This window comes from Macrococcus equi, assembly GCF_047426745.1.
In the GTDB taxonomy this organism is placed as follows: Bacteria; Bacillota; Bacilli; order Staphylococcales; family Staphylococcaceae; genus Macrococcoides; species Macrococcoides equi.
The window spans coordinates 1953953-1973876 of the sequence record NZ_CP179732.1; the positions used below are offsets into that span (position 1 = coordinate 1953953).

21 protein-coding genes are annotated in these 19924 nt (G+C 33.1%); all 21 read left to right on the top strand.

Going from position 1 to position 19924, the window contains the following annotated elements; all coding sequences use genetic code 11:
- Positions 1-114: 114 nt before the first annotated feature.
- The 21 genes from ACMGE6_RS10330 (at position 115) to ACMGE6_RS10430 (ending at position 19813) form a co-directional block, all read left to right on the top strand.
- A complete protein-coding gene (locus ACMGE6_RS10330) occupies positions 115-1068 on the top strand; it encodes a thymidylate synthase (RefSeq protein ID WP_414053708.1) in 954 nt (317 codons plus the stop codon).
- A gap of 10 nt (positions 1069-1078) precedes the next feature.
- Positions 1079-1561 carry a dihydrofolate reductase gene (locus ACMGE6_RS10335; protein WP_414053709.1) on the top strand — a complete coding sequence of 161 codons (483 nt, stop codon included), beginning with the start codon at positions 1079-1081 and terminating at the stop codon, positions 1559-1561.
- Positions 1554-2282, top strand: a complete 729-nt coding sequence (locus tag ACMGE6_RS10340; protein ID WP_414053710.1) for a lysophospholipid acyltransferase family protein — start codon at positions 1554-1556, stop codon at positions 2280-2282. The genes ACMGE6_RS10335 and ACMGE6_RS10340 overlap by 8 nt, the downstream gene beginning before the upstream one ends.
- Before the next feature lie 52 nt (positions 2283-2334).
- A complete protein-coding gene (locus ACMGE6_RS10345; protein ID WP_414053711.1) occupies positions 2335-3180 on the top strand; it encodes a DegV family protein in 846 nt (281 codons plus the stop codon).
- A complete protein-coding gene (locus ACMGE6_RS10350; RefSeq protein WP_414054855.1) occupies positions 3173-3724 on the top strand; it encodes a DUF2140 family protein in 552 nt (183 codons plus the stop codon). The genes ACMGE6_RS10345 and ACMGE6_RS10350 overlap by 8 nt, the downstream gene beginning before the upstream one ends.
- A gap of 4 nt (positions 3725-3728) precedes the next feature.
- Positions 3729-4256 carry a peptide-methionine (S)-S-oxide reductase MsrA gene (msrA, locus tag ACMGE6_RS10355; protein WP_414053712.1) on the top strand — a complete coding sequence of 176 codons (528 nt, stop codon included), beginning with the start codon at positions 3729-3731 and terminating at the stop codon, positions 4254-4256.
- Positions 4249-4680: a peptide-methionine (R)-S-oxide reductase MsrB gene (gene msrB, locus ACMGE6_RS10360; protein ID WP_414046424.1), complete on the top strand. Its 432-nt coding sequence runs from the start codon at positions 4249-4251 to the stop codon at positions 4678-4680. The genes msrA and msrB overlap by 8 nt, the downstream gene beginning before the upstream one ends.
- 45 nt (positions 4681-4725) lie before the next feature.
- Positions 4726-5226, top strand: a complete 501-nt coding sequence (locus ACMGE6_RS10365; RefSeq protein WP_414046425.1) for a PTS sugar transporter subunit IIA — start codon at positions 4726-4728, stop codon at positions 5224-5226.
- Positions 5226-5447 carry a YozE family protein gene (locus tag ACMGE6_RS10370; protein WP_414046426.1) on the top strand — a complete coding sequence of 74 codons (222 nt, stop codon included), beginning with the start codon at positions 5226-5228 and terminating at the stop codon, positions 5445-5447. Before ACMGE6_RS10365 ends, ACMGE6_RS10370 begins: the two co-directional genes overlap by 1 nt.
- Positions 5448-5530: 83 nt before the next feature.
- Positions 5531-7012 carry a S41 family peptidase gene (locus tag ACMGE6_RS10375; RefSeq protein WP_414048138.1) on the top strand — a complete coding sequence of 494 codons (1482 nt, stop codon included), beginning with the start codon at positions 5531-5533 and terminating at the stop codon, positions 7010-7012.
- Between the two features lie 13 nt (positions 7013-7025).
- Positions 7026-8090, top strand: coding sequence for an undecaprenyldiphospho-muramoylpentapeptide beta-N-acetylglucosaminyltransferase (locus ACMGE6_RS10380; RefSeq protein WP_414053713.1), 1065 nt, complete (start codon positions 7026-7028; stop codon positions 8088-8090).
- 10 nt (positions 8091-8100) lie between these two features.
- On the top strand, positions 8101-8721 hold the full coding sequence (locus tag ACMGE6_RS10385) for a phosphatase PAP2 family protein (RefSeq protein ID WP_414046428.1): 621 nt from the start codon (positions 8101-8103) through the stop codon (positions 8719-8721).
- A gap of 222 nt (positions 8722-8943) precedes the next feature.
- A complete protein-coding gene (locus ACMGE6_RS10390; RefSeq protein WP_414046429.1) occupies positions 8944-9543 on the top strand; it encodes a GNAT family N-acetyltransferase in 600 nt (199 codons plus the stop codon).
- A 15-nt stretch (positions 9544-9558) separates the two neighbouring features.
- Entirely contained in the window at positions 9559-10239 is a 681-nt protein-coding gene (locus ACMGE6_RS10395; RefSeq protein ID WP_414046430.1) for a response regulator transcription factor, read from the top strand.
- The gene (locus tag ACMGE6_RS10400) at positions 10236-11606 is read left to right on the top strand and encodes a sensor histidine kinase (protein ID WP_414053714.1); all 1371 of its coding nucleotides are present in this window, start codon (positions 10236-10238) and stop codon (positions 11604-11606) included. Before ACMGE6_RS10395 ends, ACMGE6_RS10400 begins: the two co-directional genes overlap by 4 nt.
- 100 nt (positions 11607-11706) lie before the next feature.
- On the top strand, positions 11707-14478 hold the full coding sequence (locus ACMGE6_RS10405) for a 2-oxoglutarate dehydrogenase E1 component (RefSeq protein ID WP_414053715.1): 2772 nt from the start codon (positions 11707-11709) through the stop codon (positions 14476-14478).
- Positions 14479-14491: 13 nt separating this feature from the next.
- Positions 14492-15757 carry a 2-oxoglutarate dehydrogenase complex dihydrolipoyllysine-residue succinyltransferase gene (gene odhB / locus ACMGE6_RS10410; RefSeq protein WP_414053716.1) on the top strand — a complete coding sequence of 422 codons (1266 nt, stop codon included), beginning with the start codon at positions 14492-14494 and terminating at the stop codon, positions 15755-15757.
- Between the two features lie 76 nt (positions 15758-15833).
- Complete coding sequence (locus ACMGE6_RS10415; RefSeq protein ID WP_414053717.1) at positions 15834-16793, top strand: ring-cleaving dioxygenase; 960 nt, start codon at positions 15834-15836, stop codon at positions 16791-16793.
- A 17-nt stretch (positions 16794-16810) separates the two neighbouring features.
- Positions 16811-17014 carry a DUF6501 family protein gene (locus ACMGE6_RS10420; protein WP_414046435.1) on the top strand — a complete coding sequence of 68 codons (204 nt, stop codon included), beginning with the start codon at positions 16811-16813 and terminating at the stop codon, positions 17012-17014.
- Between the two features lie 226 nt (positions 17015-17240).
- On the top strand, positions 17241-17972 hold the full coding sequence (locus tag ACMGE6_RS10425) for an ATP-binding protein (protein WP_414054856.1): 732 nt from the start codon (positions 17241-17243) through the stop codon (positions 17970-17972).
- On the top strand, positions 17972-19813 hold the full coding sequence (locus ACMGE6_RS10430) for a vWA domain-containing protein (protein ID WP_414053718.1): 1842 nt from the start codon (positions 17972-17974) through the stop codon (positions 19811-19813). The genes ACMGE6_RS10425 and ACMGE6_RS10430 overlap by 1 nt, the downstream gene beginning before the upstream one ends.
- Positions 19814-19924 lie beyond the last annotated feature (111 nt).

Genomic DNA, 19924 nt, shown 5'->3' on the forward strand with positions numbered 1-19924 from the left:
ATATCTGCGCCCATTTATTTCACCCCTAGATGTAAAACTCTAATATCTAATTCTTTAATTAATTGTTATATAAATGTATTATAAAGTATATAAGAAAAAATAGAAAGAGGTGACTTGATGAATTCATTCGATCAGGCTTATCATAACTTATGCAGAACGGTTCTGGAAAAGGGTAAAAGTAAAGATGATCGGACAAATACCGGTACATTATCTGTATTTGGACATCAAATGCGATTTGACCTATCAAAAGGATTTCCTTTACTTACTACTAAGAAAGTATCGTTCAAACTTGTTGCTACAGAACTCATTTGGTTTATGCGAGGCGATACAAATATTAAATATCTGCTAAAATACAATAATAATATCTGGAATGAATGGGCGTTTTTAAAGTGGATTGAAAGCGAAGAATACAATGGACCTGACATGACTGACTTTGGTCATCGAGCACTCGTTGATGATGCTTTTAATGCACAATACCAGGAGCAAGTACAAATTTTTAAACATAGAATTCTCACGGATAATGATTTTGCTACCAAATTCGGAGATTTAGGTAATGTATACGGAAAGCAATGGAGAAATTTTGAGACGAAAAATGGCTCAACGGATCAATTGTCAGAAGTTATTCATAGCATTAAGACAAATCCGACGAGTAGACGACATATCATTTCAGCCTGGAATCCGGGAGAAATTGATACAATGGCTTTACCTCCGTGTCATACCATGTTTCAATTTTACGTACATGACAATAAATTATCTTGTCAATTGTATCAAAGAAGTGCAGATATCTTTTTAGGTGTACCATTTAATATTGCAAGCTACAGTTTATTAACGCATTTGATTGCTCGTGAGTGTGGCCTTGAAGTCGGAGAGTTTATCCACACATTAGGAGATGCGCATATTTACTCAAACCACGTGGATGCTATTAATGAACAGTTATCTCGTGAGTCGTTTGCACCCCCATCATTAAAAATAAATTCAGACAAATCATTATTTGAATTAGAATATGAAGATTTTGAAATTGTAAATTATAAAGCACATCCTGCTATTAAAGCACCTATTGCAGTTTAAGGAGAATGTTATGTTATCACTAATAGTATGTCATGATCAAAACAGAGTTATTGGATTTGAAAATAAAATGCCTTGGCATTTGCCTAATGATTTAAAGCGTGTCAAGGAATTAACTACCGGTAATACAATTGTTATGGGAAGAAAAACATATGAATCATTGGGTAAGGCATTACCTAACAGAAGAAATGTTGTTTTAACCAGAGATACTGATTTTAAACCGGGTGATGCGGATGTTATCCACACCTTAGAAGAAATAGCATCTTTAGATGGCCATGTATTTATTTTTGGCGGTCAGAATCTATACGAACAAACGATTAATCTCGTTCATGATATGTATGTTACAGTGATCGAGGAAAAATTTCCTGGCGACGCATTTTTTCCGGAGTATACTTTTGAAGAATTCACTGTAGATTCGATTGAAGAAGGCACACTGGATGAGAAAAATTTAATTCCTCATCACTTTATGCATCTTGTGAGGAAGAAAAATGATTAGATTAATAAGAACTGTTAGTACAATCATTGGTTATGCTGCGATACTTACGCCAAGATTAAATAAAGTTAAATCTTCTCTAGAACATTATGATACTGTCGCTGAAAAAGATATTATCTCACAAATCTATCCAAAACAATGGGCAAAGAAAGTATTAAATACCGCTGGTGTAAAGGTTAACGTTTACGGAGAAGAGGATTTTCCTTCAGGTGGCGTATTATTTGTATCAAATCATGAGGGGAATTTTGATATCCCTGTATTAATCTATGCGATTAATAAACCTTTTGGATTTGTCTCGAAAATTGAAGTAAAAAAAATTCCCTTTCTTCATAAATGGATGGACGTCCTCAATTGTATCTATCTAGATAGAACAGATCGCCGCTCATCAATTCAAATGATAAGAGATGGTGTCGCTTCTTTAAAAGCAGGACATAGTATTATGATTTTTCCTGAAGGTACTCGCAGTAAAGGAAAAGGTATGGCAGATTTTAAAGCAGGTTCATTTAAGCTAGCAAAAAGTGCCGGTGTGCCAATTGTTCCGGTTGCAGTAAAAGGTACGTCAAATATTATGGAGAAATTTGATAGTAAAAAAATTGTTCCCGGTACAGTAGATGTAACAATTTTACCTGCAGTTCATCCTGAGATTTTTGAAGAGAAAAGTTTGCAGGAAGTTTCTGAATATATACATGAACTAATAGAAAACGAATTGAAATCAGTAGATTAAACTGAGTTTTAGATCGCTGAAGTAAATAAATTTTATGATATAGAGGGATAAAATGAGTAAAATAAAATTAATTGTAGATTCTACACATGACCTACCCCAACAATTCCTTACAGATCATGGAATTGTACAGGTACCTTTAAATATTGTCATGGATGGCAAGACATATTTAGATCAGGAGGAAATTACTTCTGAAGAATATCTTCAAAAATTAGTAACACTCGATGAAATACCTAAAACGAGTCAACCGCCGACTGGAAAGTTTGCAGAGATTTATGAAAAGTATATAGAAGAAGGTTATGAGATATTAAGTCTTCATATGACACAACGACTGAGTGGAACAGTTGGAAGTGCTCAAGCGGCTGCTAATATGGTTGACGGTAAAGTTACTGTTATAGACAGTGGTTTTATTGCGCAATCTTACGGTTTTATTATTCAAAATGTAGCTGAATTAATCATAAAACATAAATCTATGCAGGAAATTGTGAGTGCGATTGAAACAATGAAAAAACAATCTAAGCTATTTCTCGTTATTAGTCAACTGGATTATTTAACGAAAGGTGGGCGAATCTCAAGAGGTAAAGGATTTATAGGTGGATTAATGAATTTAAAACCAGTCGCTCAGGTCGAAGAAGGTGAAATTCGTGTGATTCAAAATGCTCGTACCCAAAATTCAATAGTTAAACTATTAACTAAGGAAGTAGCTCAAATGGCAGAGGAATATAAGTATTTACGTATTGGCATATCACAAGCAGATGCAGAAGAGTTACTGGAAAAGATAAAAAAAGCTGTAGAACCTTATACAGATGAGAAGATATCTCTGAATACTACTACGCCTATAGTCTCTACACATACCGGACCAGGTGCTATTGGACTTTCTCTTTTTGGCTACAATGATTAAAATAGTACGAAGTCCAGTCTGGCTATGTCTATTTGTTCTTCTATTATTTTTAAACTTGGTTTTCTTGGTAGGATTCCTTAATTTAATGTCTGCTCCACCTTCAACAGTCAAAGCTTCATCTACTACTTTAAATACTAATGATGAGATGATACTTTCTGAAAAGACTATAAAGAATTATATGGGTACATTAGACAAGCAAACGAATATTCATTTTAAAAATCATTTTATCCTAATTGATTCTAAATCTAAGTTTATGAACATTGACATCAATACAGAGATTAAGACACTACCTGAAGTAATAGCGCCAGGAGTTCTTGCTTTAAATATTAAAGATGTAAATATTGGTGACTTACCTATATCAAAGAAAAAGTCCTTACGCATCATCAATAAATATGGTGATTTGCCTCAACAAGTTAAGTTAGATGAGCAAAATAATCGTTTCATATATGAAATAGGTATAATGAAAATTAAAAACAGTAAATTGTTGTTAACAAAAATTGACAAACATAATAGGTGGCATTTCAAACTAAAAATTAAGGAGTGATGATATGAGTTTAGCTACACTTGCAGGAGGGTGTTTCTGGTGTATGGTCAAACCCTTTCATCAATATCCAGGTATAAAAGATGTTATCAGTGGTTATAGTGGTGGCAATGTGGAAAATCCTACGTACGAAACGGTTTGTACGAATACAACAGGACATAGAGAGGCTGTGCAAATTGAATTCGATGAAGATGTAATTAGTTTTGAAGCGATTTTAGAAATTTACTTTAAAACATTTGATCCTACTGATAATGAAGGACAGTTTTTTGATAGAGGAGAAAGTTATCAGCCAGCTATTTTTTATCATAATGATCATCAAAAAGAAGTTGCAAATTTAGTAATAGATAAACTAAATGCATCGCATATATTTGATAAACCCATTAATACTCCAATATTACCTTTTAAGAATTTCTATCCGGCTGAAAATTATCATCAGGACTACTATAAAAAAGAACCGGCTCATTACGCGTCTTATCAAAAAGGTTCTGGGCGTAAAGATTTCATTGAAAAGCACTGGGGGAATAATCATGCTTAAAAAAGATATTAAAGATTTAAATGAAATGGAGTATTATGTCACTCAACAAAACGGAACTGAACCACCATTTGAAAATGAGTACTGGAATCATTTTGAAAAAGGTATTTATGTTGACAAAGTGAGTGGTAAACCATTGTTTACATCTCATGATAAATTTGACTCTTCATGTGGATGGCCATCATTTTCAAAAGCCATCAGTGATGATGAAATTATTGAATTAGTTGATAAATCATTTGGAATGACTCGTACCGAAGTTAGAACAGAATTAAGTGATATACATTTAGGTCACGTCTTTAATGATGGACCAAAAGAACTAGGTGGTATAAGATACTGCATTAATTCAGCAAGTATTCAATTTATTCCTTATGACAAATTGAACGAATTGGGTTATTCTGAATACATTAAAGTATTAGATAACAATTAATCGGGTAGTATATTAATGAATAGTTAATTTATAGGAGGAATTTTTATGTTTAAGAAGATTTTTGGTAAAAACGATGAAGCATCTAAGACAATTGAGATTAAAGCTCCGATTTCAGGTAATTATGTAGCTATCGAAAATATTCCGGATCCTGTATTTGCTCAGAAAATGATGGGTGAAGGTTTTGGTATTGAACCGAATGAAGGTATTGTTGTTTCTCCAATCGATGGCGAGATTGTGAATGTCTTCCCGACGAAACATGCGATTGGCATCAAGGCAACTAATGGCTTGGAAATTTTAATCCATGTGGGTCTTGAAACAGTTGCGATGAATGGTGAAGGATTTGACACTAAAATTAGTGCAGGAGATAAAGTAAAAGTTGGTGACGAACTATTGACATTTGATATTGATTTAATCAAAGAGAAAGCATCATCTGTTATTTCACCTGTGATCATTACAAATTCAGATATTATCGATAATTTTGATACTGTAAATAGCGCATCGTTATCACGCGGTGAGTCAACAGTTTTATCTGTGAATATTAAATAATGAAATCGAATTCTTTTTATCAATATGCACTAACTGAACGAGGAGCAAAAAATGAGTTTGGCGAATTTGCAGAAGCAATTTTCAACGACTTAATGTTTCCGAAATTTACTAATGATTTTAATACACTATCAACTTATATAGAAGAATACGGTAGTGCTCAAATGTCATTATCGACATTTGATAAAATGTACGAAGCATATATAGAATGGCTTAAGTTTTAGCACGTATCATTTGATACGTGCTTTATTTTATGTTTTTTTATATACTTATAAAATAAACTTATATTAATTGGATGTGAAACCACTTGGATCAGAAAACGAATGAAATAAATAAAGTACATGAAGATGAAGATGTTAAACAAAGGAATAAAAACTATGTTATTTCGCCATTTAAATTTATAATGATGCTGGTGTCGACAATAATTATTACGGCTGCAGTGACGGCATTTGCAATATTAAGTGGTAATGAAAAAATAATTACTGATGACTCTCCGAAAAGAGGAGAATTTGTTAAACTTTATCACGTCTATGACACATTAAATCAGGATTACTACAAAAATGTTAATAAGCAGGCTCTAGTTGATGGGGCCATAAAAGGTATGGTACAGGGATTAAAAGACCCTTACAGTGAATATATGACCGAAAAAGAGCAAAATGAATTTTCTGAGTCAATGCAGGGAGATTTTCAGGGAATTGGTGCAGAAGTTGAACAAAAAGATGATAAAATACTCATTTCCAGCCCGATAAAAGGTGCACCTGCAGAAAAAGCTGGCATAAAACCAAATGATATTATTATGGCTATAGATGGAAAGACAATACAAGGGTGGAATACACAACAGGTCGTTAACAAAATAAGAGGAAAAAAAGGAACGGAAGTTGTTCTCACAATAAAACGCGGTACTCAAGATCCTTTTAAAGTTACAATTAAAAGAGATAAAATACATATGAACAGTGTGACTTCAAAAATATTAAAGGATAAAACGGCAATTATTACTGTGACAAAATTTCAGGAAAAAACATCTTCTGAATTTCATGATGCCTTACAACAAATGCATGACAAAGGAATGAAAAGGCTCGTTATAGATTTACGTAACAATCCCGGAGGTTTCCTTGATGAAGCCACTAAAATGGCAAATGAATTTTTAGAAAAAGGCGATACAATCTTATATACAGAAAATAATAAGGGTGAAAAGAAAAATTTATCAGCGACTCAGTCAGATAATCCGATCACAAAGGATTTAAATACTGTCATTATACTTAACGAAGGATCGGCAAGTGCATCAGAAGTTTTTGCAGAAGCTTTAAGAGAGAATAATCAAGCAACGATTGTGGGTACAAAATCTTTTGGTAAGGGTATTGTTCAAACAGCGACACCTTATAAAGATGATTCTATGCTTAAATATACACAAATGAAATGGCTGACACCTAAAGAGAATTGGATACATAAAAAAGGTATCTCACCTGACGTGGTTGCAAAACTTCCTGAATATACAAATTCTCAAATTTTAGATCCGGATAATGTCATGAGTGTCGGTGAAAAAGGTAATCATATAAAATCACTGGAACTTGGATTAAAAGCATTGGGTTATAATCCTGGTAAAATAGATAACAAATTTGACGAAATGACCGAACAAGCTGTTATTAAATTTCAAACAGATGAATCTCTTGACATTACAGGACGCGTAAGTGGTAAGACAACAGAAAAGATAACAGCACTATTAATGAAAAAAGTTCAACATGATGATACTCAGCTTAGAGCTGCAATCAAAGAATCAAAGTCTAACTAATGGAGTGAATCAAATGAAAATTGCATTTACAGGTGGCGGAACGATCGGCCATGTTGCAGTAAATATGGCTTTAATTCCAAAAGCATTGGAACAAAATATTGAGTGTATATATATAGGTTCAAAGAACGGAATAGAAAAAGAAACAATCACAAAGCAATTTCCCGATATAAAGTATTTTGGTATTTCAAGTGGGAAATTACGAAGATATTTTTCAGTTGAAAACGCCAAAGATGTTTTTAAAGTACAAAAAGGCATAATGGATGCCTTAATTGTTTTAAAGAAAGAAAAACCGGATATAGTATTTTCAAAAGGGGGATTTGTAGCTGTTCCCGTTACGATAGCAGCTAAGATGCTTAAGATAAAAACGATTATCCATGAGTCAGATGTTACCCCTGGACTTGCCAATAAGCTTGCATTGAAATTTGCGAATAAATTATATACAACGTTTGAAGACACATTAAATTATGTCCCTCGTGAAAAATCTGATTATGTTGGCAGTATTATTCGCGATGATTTATTTTCTGGTGATGAGCAGAAGGGATATCAGATTACACAGTTTAATAAAGATAAAAAAGTAATTATGGTTATGGGCGGTTCGCTAGGATCAACTGTTATTAATAAGACAATTAGAGAAAACATTGATGTTTTACTTCATGATTATCAAATCATTCATCTTGTCGGTCGTGGAAATTTAGATATTTCTTTAAACAGACAAGGTTATTATCAAAGAGAATTTGTTTCAACCGACTTAATGCATCTATATAAAATCACTGATATTATGATTTCCAGAGCAGGTGCTAACGCAATTTTTGAGTTTTTAGCGCTGCAAAAACCAATGATTTTAATTCCGTTAGGAAAAGATCAAAGTAGGGGCGATCAAATTGAGAATGCAAATATTTTTAAAACGAAAGGATTTGCCCAGGTTATAGATGAGTATGATGTGAATGGTCAAGTGCTTTTAAAAACGTTACAGAAAGTTGAAAATGAATATAGTGTAATTGTTGACAGAATGAAAGATAACAAGAGTATTCATACAGCTGGATCGCTTTTAGAAAAAATTATTAAAGATGCACAGTAGGAGAGATAATATGTCGAGAACGAAAAGAATTACTTTAATTTTAATATTTAGTTTTATTTTCGGTATGATTGCATTTTTTCATGAATCTAGATTAGGAAAGTGGATTGATAACGAAGTTTATGAGTTTATATACTCCTCTGAGAGTTTTATCACAACTTCAATAATGCTTGGTTTCACTAAAATCGGTGAGGTTTGGGCAATGATAGCACTTAGTCTGCTCGTTGTTGCATATCTTATGTTAAAAAAAATGAAAATAGAAGCGCTTTTCTTTGCACTAGCAATGATATTATCAGGTACTTTAAACCCATTACTTAAAAATATATTTGACAGAGAAAGACCTACATTATTACGTTTAATAGATATTACTGGATTTAGTTTCCCGAGTGGTCACGCAATGGGCTCCACTGCATTTTTTGGTAGTCTCGCTTATCTTATTAAGCGTAGTGATAGCAACGTAAAACCGTATCTTATCGGCTTATGTGTATTTACAATAATAATGATTTCATCAAGTCGTGTATACTTAGGTGTGCATTATCCGACAGATATTATTGCTGGCATTATTGGTGGAATCATCAGTATATTATTAGCTCAAACTATCTTAAATAAATTAATTGACAATCGTTCTCAATAAGGTATAATAATTAGTGAAAATGATTCTCATTTACAGAGTTCCCCCTCTAAGTAATCATTTTCATATAACCCCCAATATTTTGCCCATATACTCCTGACTTTGCCCAGTCAGGAGTTTTTTTATATTTAGTTTTATTTCTTTGTAAATTTGATACATATACATATGAATTTTTTTAGTTTCTTGATATTATTTTTTTATAACATTGAAAAAGAAGGTGCAGCAGTGACAATTAATGTATTTGAATCCGTTGTTTTAGAAAATGAAAGAATCAAATTAATTCCTATGCAAATTGAACATGCAAAAGATTTACATGAAATCAATCATGAATCGATTTGGAGCTATATGCTCTTTAAAGCAACTGATATGGATTTAATGGAACAATGGGTCATTGATGCAGTGCATTTAAGAGAAAAGATGAAGTCTATTCCTTTCATCGTCGTGATGAAGGAGACAAATGAAGTTGTGGGTTCAACTCGAATTAAAGAAATAGATTATGATAATGATAGTTGTGAGATTGGTACGACTTGGTTTGGTGTAAAAGCCCAAAAAACCTATGTAAATACAGATAGTAAGTTTCTATTACTTGAATTTTGTTTTGAAACGTTAAATATGGTGCGCGTACAAATTAAAGCAGATGAACGTAATGAACGTTCAAATAGGGCGATTGAACGTTTGGGCTTTCAAAAAGAAGGAGTCATTCGCAAGGAACGTAATCTGGATGGTGTGCGTAGAAATTTAATCATTTATTCAATTATTGATGATGAGTGGCCCGAAGTAAAAGAAAATATTCTGCAATTGCAGAAAAGATACATTAAAAATTAGATAGGAGGTGTTAATTTGCACAAAATATTAATTATAGAGGATGAAGAAAATTTAGCTCGATTTATTCAACTTGAATTAATGCATGAAAAATATGAAGTGGTCGTCTTGCACGACGGTGAGAGTGGGCTAAAAGAAGCAATCGAAAATGATTATGATTGTATTCTGCTAGACTTAATGCTACCCAATATAAATGGGTTGGAAGTATGTCGAAAATTACGTAATGTTAAAGATACACCAGTGATTATCATCACTGCCAAAGGTGAAACGTATGATAAAGTTATTGGTCTTGATTATGGTGCTGATGATTATATCGTAAAACCCTTTGATATTGAGGAACTATTAGCAAGAATTCGAGTTATTCTGCGACGCAATTATCATTCTACAACGATTAATGAGAATGAAAACATATTAAAAATTAATGATATGTTAATTAATCTGGATGCCTTTACGGTTACTATCAATGATGTGGCAATAGAGCTAACGAAGACTGAATTTGAGTTGTTGAAAGTGCTCGTTGAAAATAAAAAACATGTATTGACGCGTGAGCAAATTTTAACGAGTGTATGGGGTTATGAAAGTGAAGTAGAAACTAATGTTGTCGATGTATATATCAGATATTTAAGAAATAAACTTAAACCATTTCAATATCATAAAATTATAGAAACTGTCCGTGGGGTCGGGTACGTGATAAGATGACGACACGATCTCAATCTCTACGTTCAAAATGGACAATTTTAACGACAACAATAACATTCATAATCTTTATGATTTTTAGTTTATTTATTATCTTTTTAATCAGTACTTATCAAAAAGAACGTGAGGCAGAGGATTTAAAGAAAAGTGTACGAGATATTTCCAGATTATTTGAAGAAAAAACACCGGCTCAAGTAACTACTGCAGACATTGAGCGTGCACTTAACGATAATGAAAAAGTATTTTTTTATAATATTGATGGAAAAAATTATTACCAGACGACTAATAACGAAAATTATACTTTCACACTCCCATTTAAAAAGAGTAATAAACCTATACTTGAGCAAAAAAAAATTGACGATAAACAATATTTATTAATCTCGACTCCCCTTAGAAATGAGCATTTTTTTGGCTATATAACGATCGCACATTCACTTGACAAATATTTTAGTGTGATGCAATATTTAATACTTTTATGTAGTTTTTTTGGATTGACCGCTTTATTTATTACTGCATTGATCAGCTTTTTGTTCTCTAATCAGATTACGAAACCAATCCGAAGATTATCAACTAAAATGAATCAAATTAAACGGGATGGTTTCCAGAACAAATTACAAGTGTCTACGAGTTATTACGAAACCGATGATATGATTGACACATTTAATGAAATGATGAGTCAACTGGAGGCTTCATTTAATCAGCAAAAACAATTTGTTGAAGATGCAAGTCATGAGTTACGAACGCCTTTGCAGATTATTAATGGTCACTTAAATCTCATTAAACGCTGGGGTAAAAATAATCCGGAAATTCTTGAAGAATCATTATCTATTTCACTTGAAGAGATGAATAGAATTAATAAACTAGTTGAAGAATTGTTATTACTATCCAAGGATGCTAATTCATTAGAAACAAATCAAACTGAAATCATCGATGTTAATACAGAAATTAAAGGGAGAATTCATTCCTTACAACAACTCAAGGATGACTATACGTTTGACTTTCATTCAACACATGAACATATCAAATTAAATATCAACAGATTCCATTTTGAACAAATTTTATTAATTTTTTTAGATAATGCGATGAAATATGATCAGCTAAATAAACATATCGTCATTAGAACTTCAGTAAAGAGTAAATTGTTGCAAGTTGAAATTATTGATAATGGCGAAGGTATTCCAGAAAAAGATTTACCGAATATATTTGATCGATTTTACCGCGTGGATAAGTCAAGAGCTAGATCAAAAGGAGGCAATGGTCTGGGGTTATCGATTGCTAAAAAACTGATTGAATCATACAAAGGCACAGTAAAAATTGAAAGTGAAGTCAATCAGTATACAAAAGTGATTATCCAATTTCCAATGCGATAGATATAATTCACAAAGATGTGTTTTTCCCCTTTAATTTCGTGCTTTGCTTTGTTAAAATAGCTATGTAAACGTTTTATTTAATTATATGGAGGGTGGAACCATGACGAAAGGTAAAAACCTCGATGAAGCACCACCTAGATTTGGAACAAACTTAGGCATTCTTCTAGAAATGTTTGACCAATATCTAGCTGATCCATCATCGGTTTCAGATGAACTACAAGTTTTATTTTCAAGTATTCAAGGGGGGCAGCCAGCGAGTAGCGCAGGTATTGCTGATACTGAAAAAGTTAAGCGTGTTTTAAGATTAATCGATAATATTAGATTATATGGACATCTTACAGCTGATATTTATCCATTATATCGTCCAGCAAGAGAAAACTTGCCAGCTCTTTCTTTAGAGGACTTTAATCTGACAGAGGAAGATTTAAAGCAACTTCCAGCAAGTTTAATCTCAACAGAATATGGTGAAAAATTTAGCAATGCACTTGATGCAATCAATCATCTAAAAAAAGCTTATCAAAGTACGATTGGTTTTGAAATTTCACATATCAATGATGTAAATGAACGTGATTGGTTAACTCAGCAAATTGAATCAAGAGAAGAAAATCAATTAACAAAAGAAGAAAAAATTAATTTACTTGATAGCCTAGCGCATGTTGAAGGATTTGAAAAATATATTCATAAAAATTTTGTGGGTGCTAAACGTTTCTCAATTGAAGGTGTGGATGCACTCGTTCCGATGCTTGAACACATCATGCGTATCTCGAATCAGGAAGGTATCAAAAACATTGAAATTGGAATGGCACATCGTGGTCGACTAAATGTATTAACTCATATTCTTGAAAAACCTTACGAAATGATGCTTTCTGAATTTATGCATACTGATCCTTTGAAGTTTTTACCCGAAGACGGATCACTTGATGTTACAAAAGGTTGGACAAGTGATGTAAAGTATCATTTAGGTGGTAAAAAAACGACTACAAAGTATGGAGATGAACAAGTAGTATCACTTGCTAATAATCCATCGCATCTGGAAATCGTTTCACCAGTAGTGCTAGGTAAAACTCGTGCTGTGCAGGAAACTACTAATGGAGTGAATGAACCTGTTCAGGATTTTAATAAAGCGATAGCTGTATTAATTCATGGTGATGCTGCATTTCCTGGACAAGGCATTAATTTTGAAAGCATGAATTTAAGCAATTTAGATGGATACACGGTTGGTGGTTCAATACATATTATTACAAATAACCGTGTTGGTTTTACGACTGAACCTTATGATTCAAGATCAACAACTTATGCGACAGATGTAGCTAAGGGCTATGACCTACCGATCATTCACGTTAATGCCGATGACGTTGAAGCTTGTCTTGAAGCTATTTCATTAGCAATGAGTTTCCGTCAAAAATTCAATAAAGATTTTGTGATTGATTTAGTAGGATACCGTAGATATGGTCATAATGAAATGGATGAACCAACAATTACGAATCCAATGTTATACAAAGAAGTTAAGGGTCATCCAAGTATTGAAATAAAATACGGAAAACAACTTGTCGATGAAGGCATCATATCAGAAGATGAAATGAACAAAATTTTTGATGATGTTGCAAAAGAAATGCGTACAGCACATGATAAAATCGATAAAAGTACGATGAATTCAGATAGTGAGATGCGTGCGCCAGAAGAAGTAATTAATGGATATGAACGTATTGAAACAGGTGTATCGTTTGATCGTTTAAAACAATTAAACGATGATATGTTAGCAACACCTGAATCATTTACAGTATTCAAAAAGTTACAGAAGATTTTGGAACGACGTAACGATCCTTTCACTAAAGATGGCTTAATTGATTGGGGACATGCAGAATTACTAGCGTATGGGACAATTATTCAAGATGGTAAACCTGTTCGCCATACAGGTCAGGATGCTGAACGTGGAACTTTCGCGCACCGTCATGCGGTACTTAATGATGAAAAAAATGGAGATAAATATACACCTTTACAGCATATTTCAGATTCGAATGCTTCTTTTGATATTCACAATTCTCCATTATCAGAAGCAGCTGTAGTTGGCTTTGAATATGGATATAACTTAAAGAAAAATGAAGCTCTTGCTGTATGGGAAGCGCAATATGGTGATTTTGCAAATATGGCTCAAATGATCTTTGACAACTTTATTTCAAGTGCAAATGCAAAATGGGGAGAAAGAAGTGGTTTAACGCTGTTACTTCCTCATGCTTATGAAGGACAAGGTCCTGAGCATTCTTCAGCACGTTTGGAACGTTTCTTACAACTTGCAGGTGAAAATAACTGGACTGTAGCAAATGTAACATCAACTGCAAACTACTTCCATCTACTACGACGTCAAGCACATTATTTAGACACGTTGCAAATGAGACCTTTAGTGATTATGAGTCCAAAAAGCTTACTTCGAAATACTTTTGTATCTGATTCGGTGGATAAATTTACAGAAGGTAGCTTTAAACCAATCATTTCAGACACTTATAAGAAAACAAAAGTTAAAAAGCTTCTAATTGCCAGCGGTAAAGTAGCGATTGATTTATATACTGAATTACAAAAGAATCCAAATGATGCGATTCATCTTATTCGATTAGAACAATTATATCCATTACCAACAGAAGATATACAATCAATTATTAATGATATTAAAGGTTTAACTGAAATTGGATTTGTTCAGGAAGAGCCTGAAAACCAGGGTACATGGCAATATATTTATCCAGAACTTTTACAAATTGCGAATGGTAAACCGGTGAAATATTATGGTCGAATTCGTCGCGCTGCACCATCTGAAGGCGATAATGAAATTCATAAACTTGTACAATCAAAAATTATTAAAGAAGCTCTAACTATATAAGGGGGATATGAAAGTGGCAGAAATCAAAGTTCCAGAATTAGCAGAATCAATTACAGAAGGTACAATTTCAACATGGTTTAAACAAGTTGGTGACAGTGTTGAAAAGGGTGAGAACATCGTTGAACTTGAAACTGATAAAGTTAATGTAGAGGTTATTTCTGAAGAGGCGGGTGTCATTACTGAAATTAAAGCACAGGAAGGTGACACTGTTGAGGTAGGTTCAGTTATCGCAATCGTTGGTGAAGGTGGGGCAACACCGGCACCGTCAAGTGATGAAAAAACTGTAAAAGAAGAAAATACTCATGACGCAAAAGAAACAAACGATAAGCAGCAAGAACAAGAAAAAGTAACATCAGAAGATACAGCTAAGGATAAAGATGTTCGTATTGTTGCGACACCTTCTGCCCGTAAATATGCACGTGAGCATGGTATTGATCTTTCAACAATTAATCCTCGTGATCCTAAAGGATTGATAAGAAGTCATGATGTTAAAAATGCTGCTGACGCACCAGCTCAACCAGCACCAGCAAAAGAACAAGTACAAGCAGCACCAGCAAAAGTTGATAACCCAGCTAAACCTGTGATTCGTGAAAAAATGAGTCGTCGCAGAAAAACTATTGCGATTAAATTATTAGAAGTATCTCAAAATACTGCAATGCTGACAACGTTTAACGAAATTGATATGACAAATGTAATGGATCTTCGTAAACGTAAAAAAGATGCTTTCCAGGAAAACCATGATGGAACGCGTTTAGGATTTATGTCATTCTTTACAAAAGCAGTTGTAGCGGCACTGAAAAAATATCCAGCAGTTAATGCTGAAATTGATGGTGACGATTTAATTCTAAAACAGTTTTATGATATTGGTGTTGCAGTTTCAACAGACGAAGGCTTAGTTGTTCCAGTCGTAAGAGATTGTGATAAGAAAAACTTTGCAGAAATTGAAGGATCAATTTATGACCTTGCAGTTAAGGCACGTGATAAGAAATTAGGACTAGATGATATGATGGGCGGTTCATTTACTATCACTAATGGAGGAGTTTTCGGTTCATTAATGTCAACACCTATTATTAATGGTACACAAGCTGCCATATTAGGGATGCATTCAATCGTTACACGACCTGTAGCAATTGATAAGGAACGTATGGAAAATCGTCCGATGATGTATGTTGCATTAAGCTATGATCACAGAATTATCGATGGTAAGGAAGCTGTAGGATTCCTAAAAACGATTAAAGAATTAATTGAAAGCCCTGAAGATTTATTGTTAGAAAGTTAATAATTTACCCGGTAACTTATACAAGGTATAATGAGTATAAGTTACCGGGTTTTTTATATTTTGGAGGGAATAAAAAATGGATTTATTAGGTATTCATCATGTAACAGCTATTACAAGTGATGCTCAAAAATGTTATGATTTTTATCATAGTATTTTAGGTCTAAAACTTGTCAAAAAAACGGTGAATCAGGATGCTATCGATACTTATCATTTATTTTTCGGTGATAACGAAGGAGCTCCAGGCACTGAAGTTACTTTTTTTGATTTTAAAGATACACCAAAGAATGAAAGTGGTACGAATGAAATCTTTGCATTTTCATTGCGAGTTCCCACTGATTATAGTCTATATTATTTTAAACAGCGTTTTGATGAATATAATATACGCTATGACTCAGTTATAAAGATAAATAATAAGCATGCATTACCTTTTTATGACTTTGATGATCGTCTCATCTATTTAATTTCTGATGAAATGAATTCAGGTATTCCTTTAGGACAACCTAACCCAGAAAGTCCTGTTGAAAGTATACATCAGATTTTGGGATTAGGACCTATACTCCTTGCAGTTGAACATACCTTAGTGACTGCGTCTGTACTTACACAAATATTAGGTATGAAACGTATAAGTGAATATCCGCATACACAGTCAGAAGATTCTGCACATGTGTTTACGATGGGCGAAGGTGGCAATGGTGGCGAAGTTCATGTTTTAAAACGTAGCGGCTCTTCACTTCAGGGTTATGGAGGAACGCATCACGTCGCTTTTAGAGTAAGTGATGAATTAAAATTGCGAGAATCTTTAAATCTATTAATCTCTGGTTCAATTCCTAATTCAGGAATCGTTGACCGTTATTATTTCAAGTCACTCTATTTTAGAGATGTTTCAGGTATCTTATTTGAATTAGCAACAGACGGTCCAGGTTTTACAACTGATGAATCGCTCGATGCTCTAGGGAAAAGCTTAAGTCTGCCACCTTTTTTAGAAAATCGCAGAGCAGAAATAGAGCAAATATTAACACCATTACAAACAAAATAATGAAATGAGGAATTAAAATGTTACATGAAGAATGGCAAGATAAAGCAGCAATCAAGCAGGTAAAAGTATTGAATGTTGATGCAAAGAAATATAAAGTTAGCGATATGTTAACTCTAGGAAAAGTTTATGATGTGGTGAATGAGACAGAAGAATATTATCAAATTAGAGATAATAGTGGTAAAGTAGGCGGGTACTATAAAGAATATTTTGAAGAAATTTAATATCATTAACTAATACAGATTTTTTATATTTTAACATTTTATGAAATATAAGGCTTTTTAAAACATTAAAATTTGAAACAGACTTATACAAAAAATAATACAATCGTGTATAATAAGCATATACAAAAACAGAGGCAGCTTTTGCCTCTTTTTATTTTTGAAAGGGAGTTTAATTGTGCAAAAATATCAAAATAGTGATGTAACCATTTATCAGGACGCTTTAGCTATGCTAAATTTAAAAAAGAATGTGTTACTGAAAGGTCCTACGGGGTCTGGTAAAACAAAGCTTGCAGAAACTTTAGGTCATGATATGAATCAAAAAATAAACAGTATTAACTGTTCGGTTGATCTGGATGCCGAAAGTCTGCTCGGGTATAAAACGATTGAAAATGTAAACGGAGAATCAAAAATCATATTTGTCGATGGACCTGTAATAGAAGCGATGCGTGAAGGTAATCTACTATACATTGATGAAATAAATATGGCAAAGCCTGAAACGTTGCCAATATTAAATGGTGTCCTGGACTTTCGAAGAACTATCACAAACCCGTTTACTGGAGAAGTCATCACAGCTCATGAAAACTTTAAAGTTATTGCAGCCATCAATGTGGGTTATGTAGGAACTTTACCAATGAATGAAGCACTAAAAAACCGATTTGTTGTATTAGATTTACACTATATCAATGGAGAAATCTTAAAACAAGTAATTTTAGAACAAACTTCATTAAAGGATCACAATTTAATTGATCAAATTAATAAGTTTAATCAGGATTTAATCACTATGGCAAGTCAAGGTCAAATCAGTGAAGAAGCAAGTTCTATTCGCGCATTACTTGATTTCTGTGATTTAACGAGTGTCATGCCGATTGAACGTGCAGCAAAACGTGCAATTATTGACAAGCTTGATGATGAGCGAGAACAGAATGCAATTATCAATGCGATGGAATTGAATTTCTAATGAGCGAAAAATTTATCCTTTTTAATGATGAACGCGTTGATCCGTCATTAATTATGACCTTGACTGACTTAGCTCAATTACTAAGAAAAGACGAGTCTGTGAAAGTAAATTTTCAGAAGTTTGCATATTTTGATTTAGTTGAAAATACTGTGAATGTAGCATTTAAATGGAAGCATCGCGATAGTGTAGAGGAAATGAAACTTTTAAAGAGTGATACTATTTTACATGCCATAGGTTTTGATTATACTGATTTAGACGTAGTTGAAGAAGTGCTGAATGAAGATTTTACAGTTAAAAGCTTTTTTTATCAGCTATTTATGATGCTTGAAGAATATAGATTAATTCAGTTAATCAGTCTAACAAGACCTTTTACAAGGAAGTTCTTTAAAGTAAGAATACAAGCTAAACTTAAAGAAAATGAAAGTCAAATTAAATTCTATCAAACAAAGGCTATGCCTACAGATGAACTTTTCCTTCAAATTGAACATGCCTTACTTACTGATAATGTATTATCTTTTCACTCGAAATTTTTTAATGAATTAGAATATCCAGTTCAATTAGCATTACAATCTATTTATGATTTAAAAACAACAGAAGATAGTGCGAATCTGGCGATACGTATCATGTTATTATGCGAATCACATCTAAATAAAGATATGCTCAATGAATATTACTATATCCCTAAGCTCGCTTATATGAATGCAAAAGCATATAAAAAAGCGAATCTCGATAAAGCGAAACAGGATGTTGCAGAAATGGATGAATCAGAATCAGTTCAGACGAAACAACGTGATACAGAAACAAAAAGTGGCGCTTATCTTGAAACCGAAGTAACTGAAGGTGCTAATAGCAACAATATAAAAGAAAACGATCGCGAGGGCGATGCAAGTGATGATATTACAGAAATGTTAATGAGCAAAGGGAAAACTAAACCACCACAAATTGATGCAGATGGTAATGATATTAGCGATATTGTCGGTGAAGAAAATATTTTTACAAAACTTATCTGGAAAAATACTGAACAAGATGAAAATAGTTTAATGACTTATAATCAATATAAAGAAGAAGTATTAAAAGAAATAAAGACATTGGTTAACGTCATCAACAAAAGTGTTGATCATGAAGTTTCAGCGAAAAGACAGAATTTAAGCAAAGGAAAATTAAGCAGAAACTTAACACAATGGTTTTTAGATGACAGAAAACGTATTTTTTACAAAGAAGATCAAAAGTCTTATCAGTTAGATGCAACATTTACACTTCTAATTGATGCATCATACAGTATGGAAGACAAACTTGAAGAGACGAAAAAAGGTATTGTTTTATTTCATGAAACCCTACTACAACTATCAATCAAACATGAAATATTAGCATTTTCTGAAGATGGATTTGAAGCTGATAAATATAGTCAGCCTAATATTTTGGAACAAATTATTACTTATCAGAACAGTCTTCAGCAACAATACTCACCCAATGTCGTGAGTTATCAGACGGGCGAAGATAATAGAGACGGATTGGCACTAAGAGTAGCAGGTAATATGTTAAAGGGGCGAAGTGAAAAGCAAAAGTTTTTAATCGTCTTCTCAGACGGTGAACCTTCTGCATTTGATTATGAAGCGAATGGTATCATGGACACACATGATGCTGTCGTTGCATTAAGAAAAGAAAATATTTACGTTATTAATATATTTTTAAGTCAGTCTAAGATAGACGAAAATACACGAGCAACCATCAAAAATATTTATAATGATTACTGCATATTTGTAGAAGGTGTTGAAAAGTTGCCAAGCGTTATCCAACCTTTACTAAAAACATTATTGCTTCAAAGTATGAAACAATTTTAACAACAAGAGATGATGGAATGCTCATCATTTCAAGAATTTTAAATTTTCAGAAAACAGTAGACTTTATGCATTTAAAGTGTTACTATAATTAACATTAAAGTAGAGGAGGGT